Here is a 13014-nt window from a genome sequence, read left to right on the forward strand (position 1 = left end):
TCTCCGATCTGGTTGGACGCTGACGACGCAGCGTGCGGTGGGTGTCTACGAGGCCGCGACGTCGGCGAGCAGCGCCCGCCGCCGTCGGGCACGCTGGTTCTTGAACCGTTCCGCCGCGTGGGAGGTCCACCAGCGGAGGCTGGCGACCGCGACGAGCGCCGTGCCGGTCGCCACGGCGACCTGGGACTCGGTCATCCCGGCGAACCGCAGCCCCTGCTGCAGGAACCCGATGACGAAGGCGGCGATGACGACGCCGCCGATGGTTCCCTCGCCGCCGAACATGCTCACGCCGCCGATGACGACGAGCGTCAAGACGGGCATCAGCACCGAGGACCCGATGTCGGCCCGCGCGGAGGCCAGGTACGAGGTCAGGAGCAGGCCGGCGACCCCGGCGCCGAGAGCGGTCAGCAGGTAACCGGTGAGCGTGATCCGTCCGACCGAGAAGCCGCTGTAGACGGCGGCCCGCGGGTTCGCGCCGATCAACCGCGCCTGGCGCCCGAACGACGTGCCGTGCAGCAGCACCGTGAAGACGACCGCCGCGACGCCGAAGATCAGCAGCATGTTGGGCAGGCCGAAGGTCTTGCCGTTCCCGATCTCCACGAACCCGTCGGGCAGTCCCGAGATCCCCTCGAAGGAGGACACGTTGGCGAGTCCGGAGATCCCCACCGCCAGCCCGGCGAACAGGAACTGCGTGCCCAGGGTGATGACCATGGGGTTCGCGCCGGTGAGCAGGATGGCACCGCCGTTGACCAGCCCGGCGAGGAGCGCCGCCGCGAGCCCGCCGACGCAGGCCAGCCAGATGTTCGTGCCGTTCGCGAACAGGACGCCGGTCACGATCGCCGAGAGGCTGACGATCGAGCCGATCGAGATGTCGATGCCGCCGGTCATCATCACGATGGCGAGCGGCAGGGCGATGATGCCCAGGTACAGGAAGTCCGACGTCGAGCCGATCAGGCGGGTCGGGTCCAGGAAGCGGGGGTTGAGGGCACCGAACACGAGGATCTCGACGGCCAGCACCACGACGAGAGCGCCCTCCCACCGCGCCAGCGGCGCGAGCAGCACACGGATGCGGTCGTTCACGATGCCCCTCCCGAGGTGACGCGCGTGCTCTCGGCGACCGCGGCCGCCGGCGGGGGTTCGACTGGCTCGTCTCCCGGCACCTCGTCGGTGCGGTACCGAGCAGCGCGACGACGCCGCTCCAGGCCGGCCCGCACGCGGGAGTCGGCGAACAGGGCGGCCAGGAGGATGGCTCCGATGACCGTGTCCGCCCAGAAGCCGGGGATCCCGAGGAAGCTGAGCGAGCTCGTGACCGTCGTGATGAACACGGCGCCGAACGTCGCGCCCAGGATGCTGCCCACGCCACCGCTGAGGGCCACTCCGCCGATGACGGCTGCGGCGATCGCCCGCATCTCGATCCCCATGCCCGCCTGGTTCGACACCGAGCCGATCTGGGCGAGGAAGACCAGGGCGGCGACGGCGGCGAGCGTGCCGGACGCCGTGAAGGCGAGCACGACCATGCCGTTGGTGCGGACCCCGATGAGGTGGGCGCCGGTGGCGTTGTCGCCCGTCGCGTAGATGTGCCGGCCGGTGCGGGTTCGCGCCATGACGAGCATCAGGGCGACGAGCAGCGCGAGCGCCGTCCACACCAGCACGGGCATCCCGAGGACCTCGAGCGTGCCGATGCGCTTGTAGCTGGCCGGGATGTTCTCGACCGAGTGGCCTCCGGTGATGATGAAGGAGATGCCCCGGTAGGCGCCGAGTGTGCCGAGGGTCATGACGATGGACGGCACGTGGCCGTACGTGACCCCGACGCCGTTGATCGCGCCGAGAGCGGCGCCTGCCGCGACCACGGCGAGCACCGTGAGGGCGGCTGGGACCCCGTCGCGGAGCATGAGGCCGCCGAGGATGCCCGTCAGCGCCATGGTGGAGCCGACCGAGACGTCGATGTTCCGGGTGATGATCACCAGCGCGACGCCGGCGGCGAGCAGCGCGAGGATGACGGCCGAGTTGGCCATCCGCACGAGGTTCCCGACCTCGACGAACCGCGACTGCACCAGGCCGACGACGAGGAGGAAGAGCAGCGCCCCGATGATCGTCACGGCCTCGCGGGCCCGGAGGAAGGCAGGGACCCTCATGCTGACACCCCCTTCAGCGCACCGAAGGCCGTGTTGCGGACGTTCTCGAGGGTGATGGCGTCACCGACCAGCTCGTCGGTCAGACGGCCGTCCCGCATCACGACCACGCGGCTGCTGAGCTGGACCACCTCCTCGAAGTCGGAGGAGATGAGCAGCACCGCCAGGCCCTCGGCGGCGAGCTTCTCGACCAGCCGGTAGAGGTCCGCGCGCGCAGCGACGTCGATGCCGCGCGAGGGCTCATCGAGCATGATCACGCCCGGACGCGGGGCGAGCGCCTTCGCGAGCGAGACCTTCTGCTGGTTGCCGCCAGACAGGTTGGCGACGTGCCGGTCCCGCGACCCCGTCTGGATGGCCAGGTCGCGGCACATCTCGTCCGTCAGTGCCCGGTCGCTCCGGCGATCGACGAAGCCCGCCCTGCTGACCGCGGCGAGCACGGTCGAGGAGATGTTCTCCACGATCGACCCCAGGAGGAAGACGCCGTTCTCGTGGCGGTCCTCGGGGACGTACGACAGGCCGCGGGTCATGCTGCGTCGCGGGCTCCGACGGCTGTACCCGCGCCCGCCGAGCCTCACGCTGCCCCGTCCGGGACGCAGCCCGAAGACGGTCTCCGCGAGCTCGGTGCGTCCGGAGCCGACGACGCCGGCGATGCCGAGCACCTCGCCCGGGAAGACGTCGAGGGTGATGTCCCGGAACCCGTTGCCGGACAGCTCGCGCAGCGACAGTGCCGGCGGGCTGTCCGGCTGCTGGGCGGCGCGGCGCTCGGGGCGGACCGCGGCGACGGAGTCCGGCACCATCGCCGCGACGAGGGCGGGGATCGACGTGTCGGCGGTGCGCTCCTGGAGGCAGGTCGCGCCGTCGCGCAGCACCGTCACGCGATCGCACAGCGCGAAGATCTCCGGCATGCGGTGCGAGACGTAGAAGATGCCGACGCCGTCGGCGGCGAGCGTGCGCAGCTGGGTGAACAGCCGCTCCACCTCGCGTGCCGTGAGGGCCGACGTCGGCTCGTCGACGATGAGCAGCCGCGCACCGCGCAGGATGCCGCGCACGAGCTCGACCAGCTGCTGGTCGGAGATCGACAGGTCCGAGGCGCGGGCGTCGAGGTCGATCGACGCGCCGAGCTGCTCCGCGACCTGCCGCACCCGTGCCGGCGGCACGCGGTCGCGGCCCAGGGAGAGCTGCACGTTCTCGAGGACGGACAGGTTCGGGAAGAGCTCGGGCTCCTGCGGCACCAGGTACACGCCGTTGGCGTGAGCGGCTCGGGGCGAGAGGCGTCGGACCTCCTCCCCCGCGATCGCGATCCTCCCGGCGTCCGGGCTCACCACACCGGTCACGATCTTCATGAGGGTCGACTTGCCGGCACCGTTCCCGCCGACGAGCGCGTGGATCTCACCGGCCTGCAGGTCGATGCTCACGTCCTTGAGCACGGCGACCCCGCCGTAGGACTTCCAGATGCCCTCGAGCACCGCGACCGGGGCCACGGGGTCGTGGTTCGAGCTGTCGGGACGCATCACCGTTGACGCTGCCTCTCGTAAGGCCTGAGCAGATGCTCACGCGCTGAGCGAGTGCGCTCAACGTAGGGCCGGGTTCGAGGCGAGCGCAAGGATCTGGGCACCCGTCGTTGCGGTTTCGTGACGTGCCGCGCGGACGCGCTCCTCGTCGCCGGGTCCGCTCGGTGCGTACTTCCCGACGGCCTCATCCGGTTCCCGTCGGCGTCCGACCTGCGCGGCGCACATCTGCGTGACGACGGCCGACATCGAGCCGTTCTGGGTGGGCGAGCGACCCGGAGGGCCCGTCATCGAGAGGTCCGCGCCGCGCTACCGCTGAGTCGTGAGGAGCAGCAGCGGACGCGGCTACTGCGGGTGATCGAGCGCCTGGAGCGGTCCCTCCGCATCCCGCGGCCTAGATCAGACGTCCTTGCTCACGCCGATCACGGAGCCGGAGCCGCCGAGCGATCGAAGAGCCTCGACCAGCGGCCTCGGCATGATCCGACCTCTCGGACGAAGCAGCCCACACGACCTCACCTGCATCTCCGCCGAACCGGGTCAACGGGGTGCCACTGGAGATCATTGAGTACGCCGCCGAGAACGGTGTCATCATCCGTGACGTCACCGGCACCGTCTACGGTCCATGACGGAGGAGACGATGACTGAGGTCCTGTACACCAGCCGGTGGAACCCCCTGACGGGCCGGCCGGCGATGAAGCACCGTTGGCTGCCTGAGGACGAAGCGCGACGGGCGTTCGAGTCCGGATCGGGCATCATCACGATCGTCGACGCCGCGACGCGTGGTGATGGCGATGTCCCGCGCCCACGGTGGGTCATCGGCGCCGGCGCCAAGGGCAGAGTTCGCGTCCAGTTCTTCACCCCGGGCGGTGCGGTGTGGCGCCAGATCGACTACGACGACATCGATGGCCGACTGTGGCGCTGGATCTGCATCACGTACGTGTACCCCGACGACCAGACGCGCTACATGCGGCTGCAGGCGACCCGCATCCTCACCGAGGAGTTCCGCCCCGACGGCACAGGTCGCGTGAAGGACGACTCCAAACTCGAGCCGAACGTCGATGCCTACACATTGACCAATGCCCCGGTCGGCGCCTTCTGGATGGATAGGCCCGACTTCGGGAACTGGGAGGGCCTGACCAATCCGGAATACGGCGTCCCCTCACGGTGCGGTCGGTGACGCGGTGGACGCCATCGGCGACGGCCTCACGGACGCTTGGGAAGGTCTCTTCGGATGAGCGCGCAAAGACCGCGGCACGACCCCGAAGAAGCCGGCCCGCCGGCGCACACCTCGCTAGAGATCGCCGAGCTACGCCGACGTCTGGAGGCTCAGGAGAGGTCAACACGCCGCCTCGAGGTCCCGGTGGTCGCCGGCATTGGAGTCGTCGGCCTTGTCGTCGCAGCCGGCGGCACAACGCACCCGGCCCTGCTGGCGGTGGGGGCATGGATTCTGACTCTCGCGGTGCTCATCCTCTGGGGCCGCTCCGTACGGAACGGCAGGGAGCGCGGCACCGGTCCGCGCGGACCCGCACCGCGCCTGACCACCCTGGACGGCGAGCCCGCCACCGCGATCACCGCACCCGCCAGCCATCTCGCCCTCACCGTGGGGATGTGGCTGCTCATCGCGGTTCCTCTCGTCGGCAGCGGGCTTGCACTCACCGCCAGAGACGCCCCCGGCGCTGGCACGCTCTTGTTCGCGGCGGGCGCCTTCTGGCTGGTCCCGGTGGCACTTGCCGCAACGGGGCGCATGTCGTCAGGCGGTCTGTGGCTGACGCCCTCGGCGCTCGTGATCCGCGACCACGGTCTCGAGTCCCGCATCCCCTGGGGGTCACTCGTAGTCGCCGACGGCGCCGGCACGGACGCGGCGAATGGGACGGTCGTGTTCCGGGCCAGTGCGACGGGAGGGACGATTCATCGGAGCCGCTCCCGACCCTGGCCGATCTCAGCCCGTACAGCCGGACCGTCGATCGCCGTCCTCGACGCCCGCTCTCTGGCTCACGACGCCTCCGCAATCGGCGCAGTCGTGCGCCACTACCAGCGTGCGGGGACGACCGCCGAGCTCGGTACGCCCACAAGTCTGCGAACCGTAGAAGCCCTCACGGGTTCCCGCTCCTGAAGACGAAAGCGGCTTCGAGGGCGGGAACTACCTCGTATTGCGCTTCGCACCCAGAAGCGCAGGAGGCCTCCGCAACCTGGAGCCCCACTGAACCCGTGCGTTGCTCCAGGTCATCAGCTTGTCAGGGCGGCTGACGTCCGTCCTTCACCGACGGCTGCGCACACACGACGCGTCGTCCTGTCGCGCGACAGGCGCCGGTCGAGGTCAGGGGCAACCGAGTGGCTCGCACGCGGCGCGCGACTCCGGACCCGGACCAGCCCGCCCTCTTTGCGGACGGGCCGTCCCAGCTCGGCCTGCGCTTCAGGCTCGCTCGAAAGGACTGGCCGGCGTCCGATCACCTGCCCGAGAACCACGCCCGCTCCAGCGTCCATTCGATAAGGAGACGGCTGCCCCGAGAATCCTGCTGGGCAGCGAACCGTTCGTCCGCGACCGTATCGTCACCCGCGATGGCAACAGCACGGTCTCACGGTGGATGAAGGAGGTGCCGATGCCTGACGACGTGCTGTACACGACCCGATGGAACGAGCTCACGCGTGAGCCGGTGGGAGGGCACCGCTGGCTGAGCGAGGAGGAGGCGCATCGAGCCTTCGAGTCCGGGAAGGGCATCATCGAGGTCGTCGACGCGGCAGCGCGCGACGCTGACGGTACACCGCGACCACGTTGGGTGATCGGGACGAGCGCTAACGGACGGGCACGCGTCCGGTTCTTCACCCCCGGTGGCTCGGTGTGGCGGAACATCGACTACGACGAGATCGACGGCCGGCTGTGGCGCTGGATCAGCGTCACCTACACGTATCCCGATCTCGACAACAGGTACATGCAGGGCCAGGCCCTCCAGATCGTGAAGGAGAAGTTCCAGCCGGACGGCACAGGCACCGTACGACACGACGTGAAAACGGAGCCAGAGGTCGACGTTTACACGATGAGCGACGTGCCGGTCGCGGGCTTCTGGCTGGATCGCCCCCGGTTCGGCGACTGGGCCGCGCTCACTGATCCCGAGTACGGACTTCCGGCGCGCGACGTCACCTAAGACCCCAGCAAGCTGCCCAGTCATGAGCGCGTGTTGGGCACCAGGTAGTGGGGACCAACGAAGCCCACGTGGACCTTACGAATGGCGCCGGCGGTGTCGTCGTAGAAGTAGACCCGCGGGGCGATGTCGCCACCACCCTCGCTGATCTTCAGATGCGACTCCATGTACTGAACGCCGTCGGAAGAGAGGCGGCGGGCAGCCGGGAACTTGCGGGCCTGGGTCTGCCGCTATACCCAGATCGGCAGCGACGGTGGTGGCGGGCTTGCGGGCCTGCGGGAGCGCGACCGCTCGGTGCGGAACTGGGCCGGATAGAGCTTCGGCATGGTTCAGTCCTGCGAGTGACCGACCGCCTCGCGCGTTGGCGCGTTCGAGAACGGGTGCACAGCGCTCATCGCATTGATCACGTCGGACTTGAGCGGGAACTCAGCTCGAAGAGTCACGCGGTGGCCGCCTACACGTCTACGACGACGCCCTCACGAGGGCCGGTCACACACCACTCCGCTGGACGCCACTCGCACCCACGTTACGGCTGTCCAGCCGACCAGTATTTTTCGCCGCCCGTCTCAAGGAAGCGACGCAGGACGTGGGCCAGGGAGCCCTCCAGGCGGTACCAGTCCTCGCGAGGGTCGAGCGGCAGTGCCACGAGCCACTGCACACGACCGTTCTCCTCAGGACTCGCTGCGAGCAGGTCGGAGTCGCCCAGGAACTCGGCCACCACGATGTCGTGCTCCGTGAAGTCCTCGGGCGGCGCGCCCTCTCCTTCGCGGTTCGTCCGGCGGAGGCCGATGGTGACAGGATCACCAGGCCCCACTGCCCGTAGTCGACGTCTTCGAACAGGCGCGCGGTACGTGTCGCTCGCCATAGGTCACCGAGCTCTGACGGTGCGTTGGCTGGTGCGGTCGCTTGGACCTCTGCGTCGGTCGCTGGCGGGTCCATCGTGCTCGCGAGCCGGAATATGGACTCGTCGTACTCCTGCGGAGTGCTCAGAGCGGCGAATCGCGCGAGCACGTCAGCCACGGCGGTCATGGGTAGTTCCTCCACCACTCGCTGAACTGGTCCTGGTGTACTTGCCTGACGACCGCACGAGGTTCTCGAAGGCGTTATCGCCGCCGAACTCGCGGGGCGGATGTGGTGGATGTCGTACGACGACCACCCCATCCGGCCGACCGAAGCCACGATCGTGCCACTCGGTGATGAAGCGCCCGCGGTCCGCTCGACTGTCCCATGCCACCCGCTGGTCCCGTGGCACACGCTCGGGGCTGGGTCAGGGAAGTGGACCGGACCGCCGGTGCGGGGATCGAGCACGTCGGGGTAGACCTGTCCAAGGTGGTTCACAACTTGGACGCCCCGGCTACCGCCCGTTGCGCCGGCAGCAGCAGCCGCGTCAGCTGCAGTCTCCACACGTCGGCCAGCGCTCCCCTGCTCGGGAAAGGGCACCTGCAGCGATGCCAGCGCCACCCGTCGCGGCACCGATGGCGAGGTCGGGAGCTTGGCCTCCGAGCCATCTCGCCGGGTTGTCCCTGAGCGTCTGGGTGCCCAGCAGCGTGTGGGCTGCACCAACGGGGCGTGCAGCGCCTGGTCGAACAAGCCGACCATCGCGTCGCCGCTCGCGGCGACGTCGGCGCGGTACCCGGCGGGGTCCATCACGGCGCGAGCCGAGTTGAAGCGAGCTAGGGCGCGTCTCATAAGTGGCAGGTCTGAAACCGAGGGAGACGTAGAGCGCGTGCGCCTCAGTTGCCGAGTCGTCGACTCGTAGGCCGATGCCGGTTGGGAGCGCGGATTGGACCGCCTGCACAAGTGCTCGGCCGATGCCGCGACGTCGGATCTCAGGCAGGACGAAGAGGTCGGTGATGAAGGGGCCGGGCGGGACGTCCTGCCAGGGCGGGTCCTCGACGGTGATGTCGCGCCGCACAGGCCGTCGTTGACTCGTGCGAGGAGAGATCCCGCGGCCAGCCAGCGACCGTACTCGCCGTTCCAGGCGGCCCGGACGTCATCGCTTGCCTCCGTCAGGGACATCTCTTCGGGCGTGTCCAGGTAGGTGCGCCAGTAGGCGCGGCCCACATCCCCGAGGTCCTCTTCGCCGATGAGGTGAAGGGTCAATCCAGCGGGGACTGCTGATGGGTTGTGAGTGGGCGGGTCGGAGATCATCAACACGTTCGCGCGGCAGGGTGGTCGCGTGCTGATGAGCGCGATTGATCGTGGAGTCGATGCTCACCGCCCAGTCGATGTCACCAGCGGCATCCGCGTCGGCCAATACCGCCGTCAGGATCCTGTCCCAGGTGCCGTCCCGACTGAACCGGGCGTGCCTCTTCCACACCGTCTGCCATGGTCCGAAGCGCTCTGGCAGATCACGCCAGGCGACCCCGCATCGGTACCGGTGAACGATGCCCTCCACGACCTGCCGGTGGTTCCGAAACGGCCGCGACCGCCCGCGCACCTGCGGCACAAGCGCGCGACCCGCTCCCACTGGGCATCACTGAGCTCCTGCGCACGACTCATCCGAGCAGCATCGGCGACCGGACTCGCTCAACTTGGGAGACACGCCCTAGGTGGCGCCTGGCCCGCTCGCCTAAACGGATCAACGATCCCGACTGCCATGCCGATAGTTCTGTTGGGCCGGCCACGTGGACTGCCGCCAAGGTGCGTCATTCACATGCGAAGCGGTCCCACTCCGCGGGTCCATGGAACGACATCCAGCAGCCACGACGCGTTACCACCGGCGGCGCGGCATCTCCGGCTCTTCCGAGCAATTCCTTTGTCGGTGGTGCCGACTAGCGTGCCGGCATCGGACGACCCCGGGAGGAACGCATGGCTCGCCGCGGACGCACGCGCCCCGACCCCGCCATGCTCGACCTGTTCTCGTCGACACCGGAACCCCGTCTGAACTTGAGGCTTGGCCAGATGTCCTGGCCCGAGCCTGAGGGCTTCCCTGTCAACCACGCCGGTGCGCACGTACGGGACCACGTCTGGAGCGACCTCACCGACTCGCGCACCCCGCTCGTTCTCGCGGGTTTTGCGTCAATCGCACACATCGTTGAGCTGGTCGCCGCCACGGCGCACAAGCCCCAACCGGGACAGGTACGCGTCCTTCTGGGCACCGAGCCGTTCGCCACCGAACGCGTGGCGTTCGGGTCGGCTTCGGCAGCGTTCACCGACGAGGTGCGTGCCTACTGGATCGAGCAGCACGGCGTCTCGCTGCTGCTATCCGCCAAGATCGTGCAGACGATCGAGGCACTCGACGCAGGATGGTTCGAGGTGCGGTTCGTCCCCGGCCGCACCCGTCTGCACGCGAAAATCTACGTCGGTGACAAAGCTGCCACCCTCGGGTCGAGCAACTTCACCGACCCCGGGATGCGCTCTCAGTTTGAGGCCAACGTCCGTTTCCTCCGCACGGCCGATCGCGAGGGGTATGAGGGCGTCCGGCAAATGGCCGAGAACTACTGGTCCATCGGGGCGCCCTGGACGGACGAGATGCGCGCACTGCTGCACGACATGCTCCAGTTCGTCTCATGGCACGAGGCACTCGCGCGGGCGTGCGCCGACCTCCTGGAAGGCCAGTGGGCGGCCGGGTACCTTGGCTCGACCGCGGGCATCTCACGTCTCTGGCCGTCCCAGGTCGCGGGGATCGCCGAGGCGCTGTGGGTCGTCGAAGACGTCGGCAGCGTCCTCGTCGCCGACGCGACCGGTTCTGGCAAGACACGCATGGGCGCCCACCTCACGCGTGCCGTGCGCGATCGACTGTGGAGTACCGGTCGAGTCCGCGGCGACCTCACCGTGCTCGTTTGCCCGCCGCCCGTCGAGGATCAGTGGGCGCGGGAAGCGATCTCATGCGGGCTCACCCTCAACACCGTCTCGCACGGGCTCCTGAGCCGCGCCTCGTCGCAAGGGCCGCGTGTTGAGGAGGAAGCGGTCGCCGCCGCACAGATCCTCGCGATCGACGAGGCGCACAACTTCCTCGCGCACGATTCAAACCGCACGGCACACGTGCGCGGAACCGCGGCTGACCACGTCCTGATGTTCACGGCCACACCCATCAACCGCAGCGCCAAGGACCTGCTGTCGCTCGTCGACCAGCTCGGCGCCGACAACTTCGATGACGCGACTCTGGACGTCCTCGACCGACTCCACCGGCGCCAGGCGGACTGGCATCTCACCGACGACGACCGCACCTTGCTACGCGCGGAGATCCAGCGCTTTACCGTCCGCAGGACCAAGACGATGCTCAATGAGCTAGTCGATGCCGAACCTGATGCCTACCGCCACCCGATCACGGGGCGTGTGTGCCGTTACCCCAGGCACGTGCCCTCGACATACGAGACTGGCGAGACGCCACAGGACTGCCGGATCGCCGACCAGATCCGGGAGCTTGCCGATGGCCTCAGCGGGATCGCGCGGATCGGATCGAGCATCAGCCTGCCTGAGTGGCTGCGACGTGAGTACACCGACGAGCGCTGGCTGACGACCCGTCTGAGTGCGGTACGCGGGCTGGCAGCACACCAGGTGCGCGCGGCGATGCGGTCATCCCAGGCGGCCCTCCTGGAACACGTCGTCGGGACCGCCGAAGCGGTGAAGCGTCTCAGCATTCCCGAGCTCGCCAAGGCGCAGCCAACCGGCGACATGCTCGCCAAGGTGGCCGCCGCGCGAGTAGCGGGCCCCCCACGAGTGGACCTCTCGTGCGACGTCCCGGAGTGGCTCACCGACACATCGGCGTGGAAGAGCGCTTGCGACGAGGAGTCGGCCCGCTACGGGAAGATCGAATCACTTGTCGAGAAGTTGGGGAGTCGCCGCGAGCGCACCAAGGCGGAGTTCGTCGCGGAGCTCGCCGGCCGCCACGAGCGTGTGCTCGCGTTCGACCACCACCCGATCACGCTTGCGGTCATCAAGTCCCTGGTCCCCGACATCGGGGTCCCCGTGATCGTGGCGACCGGCGGAGCCCAGAAGGGTCGCGACCAGGTGCGTGAAGTTCTGGCCGCGGACTCGAAGACCCGCGGAATCGCCTTGTGCTCGGACGCGATGAACGAAGGAATCAACCTGCAGGGCGGCTCGGCTGTCGTGCAGTTCGACATGCCGACGACCCTGCGTGTCGCCGAGCAGCGCGTCGGACGGGTCGACCGCATGGACAGCCCTCACGACAGCATCGACGTGTTCTGGCCGGCGGACTCGCGCTCGTTCGCCACGCACGCCGACGAGCTCCTGCAAGCGCGCAACGAGGAGAGCGCCGCGCTGCTGGGCTCCAACCTGCCAATCCCCCTCGCCCCCGGCGCTGTCGTGACCGCGGAGACCTTTGCCACGCTCGCCGCGGCAGAGCGCGGCCAGTGGGACGGGCTCCAGGACGCGCTGGAACCGGTCCGCTCACTCGTCGCGGGGCCCGCCGCGCTGGTACCCGGGCCAACGTACGAAGCCCACCGGAGCGCAAAGCACCGCGTCCTCGCGCGCATCAGCCCGGTCCGAACGCGCACTGCTTGGGCGTTCTTCGCCGTCCGCGGTGCTGGGGTCGGTGCGCCGCGTTGGATCCTCCTCGAGGAGGATGAACCGGCCGCCGTCGTCGGCCTGAACCGCGTCTCAGCGCGGCTGCGCGAGCTTCTGGCGAGCGACCCGCCAAGCGCATCGTTCGACGACCACTGCGAGACCGTGCTCACAGGTTTCATCGATCGCGCGGAGCGGGCAGAGGTCGAGCTGCTCCCGCGACGGCACCAGCGCGCAGTCGAGCAGTTACAGCGCATGTGTCGCCGGTGGGCGGAGACCGCCAGACACACTGGCCTGCACGACGACGCCGACCGTTGGGACGCAATCGCGGGCGTTGCACGCGGTGAGTCGGAGGCGGGGATCGTCGACCTGCACCAAGCCGCGGACGCTTGGCTGGCTCTCGTGAAACCGGCTCGCCTGGAGGCGCGCGCCACACGCAAACGGCGCCGCAGCGCCTACAGCCGCCTCGCCGACATCGAACCGCTCCTGGATCGCAGCCCACTGGCTCTGGATCAGGTCGAACTCGCAATGAGCCGGCTGGAGATCGTCGAGCCCCTAGCCCAGCGGGTCGCTTCCTGCATCCTCGGTGTCCCCGAGGGCGATTGACGATGACCGCACCCGGCTAGTGATCGCGAGCCACTCCGGCATGCCCACCTTGCAGTCGGACGCTGGTTCTCCACTCCAGCGACTCGTAGCCGAAACCTACGCAACGAGCAGCCCTCTGCGCCCGACTCCACCCACGTTGCCAGGAAGTTGGAGGAGCCC

11 protein-coding genes are annotated in these 13014 nt (G+C 68.9%); 4 read left to right on the forward strand and 7 right to left on the reverse strand.

Features of this window, described 5'->3' with window-relative positions; genetic code table 11:
• Positions 1–45: 45 nt before the first annotated feature.
• From IDM29_RS00075 to IDM29_RS00085, 3 genes are read right to left on the reverse strand one after another with little or no spacing between them, the layout of a single operon-like run.
• Positions 46–1080: a hypothetical protein gene (locus tag IDM29_RS00075; RefSeq protein WP_182113861.1), complete on the reverse strand. Its 1035-nt coding sequence runs from the start codon at positions 1078–1080 to the stop codon at positions 46–48.
• Complete coding sequence (locus IDM29_RS00080) at positions 1077–2135, reverse strand: ABC transporter permease (protein WP_182113860.1); 1059 nt, start codon at positions 2133–2135, stop codon at positions 1077–1079. Before IDM29_RS00080 ends, IDM29_RS00075 begins: the two co-directional genes overlap by 4 nt.
• Complete coding sequence (locus tag IDM29_RS00085) at positions 2132–3643, reverse strand: sugar ABC transporter ATP-binding protein (RefSeq protein WP_182113859.1); 1512 nt, start codon at positions 3641–3643, stop codon at positions 2132–2134. The genes IDM29_RS00080 and IDM29_RS00085 overlap by 4 nt, the downstream gene beginning before the upstream one ends.
• A 634-nt stretch (positions 3644–4277) precedes the next feature.
• On the opposite strand from IDM29_RS00085, the gene IDM29_RS00090 reads away from it, so the two are divergent.
• The 3 genes from IDM29_RS00090 to IDM29_RS00100 all read left to right on the forward strand — a co-directional run bounded on the left by IDM29_RS00090 (position 4278) and on the right by IDM29_RS00100 (position 6783).
• Positions 4278–4817 (forward strand): hypothetical protein, encoded by a 540-nt coding sequence (locus IDM29_RS00090; protein WP_182113858.1) that lies wholly within the window; start codon positions 4278–4280, stop codon positions 4815–4817.
• A gap of 54 nt (positions 4818–4871) precedes the next feature.
• The gene (locus IDM29_RS00095) at positions 4872–5753 is read left to right on the forward strand and encodes a hypothetical protein (protein WP_182113857.1); all 882 of its coding nucleotides are present in this window, start codon (positions 4872–4874) and stop codon (positions 5751–5753) included.
• Positions 5754–6240: 487 nt separating this feature from the next.
• Complete coding sequence (locus IDM29_RS00100) at positions 6241–6783, forward strand: hypothetical protein (RefSeq protein WP_182113856.1); 543 nt, start codon at positions 6241–6243, stop codon at positions 6781–6783.
• A gap of 20 nt (positions 6784–6803) precedes the next feature.
• Here IDM29_RS00100 and IDM29_RS00105 read toward each other — a convergent pair whose 3' ends face one another.
• The 4 genes from IDM29_RS00105 to IDM29_RS17755 form a co-directional block, all read right to left on the reverse strand.
• Positions 6804–6947 carry a hypothetical protein gene (locus IDM29_RS00105; RefSeq protein WP_255491855.1) on the reverse strand — a complete coding sequence of 48 codons (144 nt, stop codon included), beginning with the start codon at positions 6945–6947 and terminating at the stop codon, positions 6804–6806.
• A 359-nt stretch (positions 6948–7306) separates the two neighbouring features.
• Complete coding sequence (locus tag IDM29_RS00110) at positions 7307–7594, reverse strand: hypothetical protein (RefSeq protein ID WP_182113855.1); 288 nt, start codon at positions 7592–7594, stop codon at positions 7307–7309.
• Between the two features lie 573 nt (positions 7595–8167).
• The gene (locus IDM29_RS17750) at positions 8168–8695 is read right to left on the reverse strand and encodes a GNAT family N-acetyltransferase (protein ID WP_182113854.1); all 528 of its coding nucleotides are present in this window, start codon (positions 8693–8695) and stop codon (positions 8168–8170) included.
• A 78-nt stretch (positions 8696–8773) separates the two neighbouring features.
• On the reverse strand, positions 8774–9250 hold the full coding sequence (locus IDM29_RS17755) for a transposase (RefSeq protein WP_223147789.1): 477 nt from the start codon (positions 9248–9250) through the stop codon (positions 8774–8776).
• Positions 9251–9627: 377 nt separating this feature from the next.
• Here IDM29_RS17755 and IDM29_RS00125 point away from each other — a divergent pair, with 377 nt between their 5' ends.
• Positions 9628–12855, forward strand: coding sequence for an SNF2-related protein (locus IDM29_RS00125; RefSeq protein ID WP_182113852.1), 3228 nt, complete (start codon positions 9628–9630; stop codon positions 12853–12855).
• Positions 12856–13014 lie beyond the last annotated feature (159 nt).

It is taken from the genome of Actinotalea sp. JY-7885, assembly GCF_014525465.1.
Classification (GTDB): Bacteria; Actinomycetota; Actinomycetes; order Actinomycetales; family Cellulomonadaceae; genus Actinotalea.

What these genes read in the sequence shown, in the direction of transcription:
- IDM29_RS00080 (WP_182113860.1), bottom strand. Translation starts at nt 2,135, where the DNA reads ATGAGGGTCCCTGCCTTCCTCCGGGCCCGCGAGGCCGTGACGATCATC.
- IDM29_RS00085 (WP_182113859.1), bottom strand. Translation starts at nt 3,643, where the DNA reads ATGCGTCCCGACAGCTCGAACCACGACCCCGTGGCCCCGGTCGCGGTG.
- IDM29_RS00090 (WP_182113858.1), top strand. Translation starts at nt 4,278, where the DNA reads ATGACTGAGGTCCTGTACACCAGCCGGTGGAACCCCCTGACGGGCCGG.
- IDM29_RS00095 (WP_182113857.1), top strand. Translation starts at nt 4,872, where the DNA reads ATGAGCGCGCAAAGACCGCGGCACGACCCCGAAGAAGCCGGCCCGCCG.
- IDM29_RS00100 (WP_182113856.1), top strand. Translation starts at nt 6,241, where the DNA reads ATGCCTGACGACGTGCTGTACACGACCCGATGGAACGAGCTCACGCGT.
- IDM29_RS00105 (WP_255491855.1), bottom strand. Translation starts at nt 6,947, where the DNA reads ATGGAGTCGCATCTGAAGATCAGCGAGGGTGGTGGCGACATCGCCCCG.
- IDM29_RS00125 (WP_182113852.1), top strand. Translation starts at nt 9,628, where the DNA reads ATGCTCGACCTGTTCTCGTCGACACCGGAACCCCGTCTGAACTTGAGG.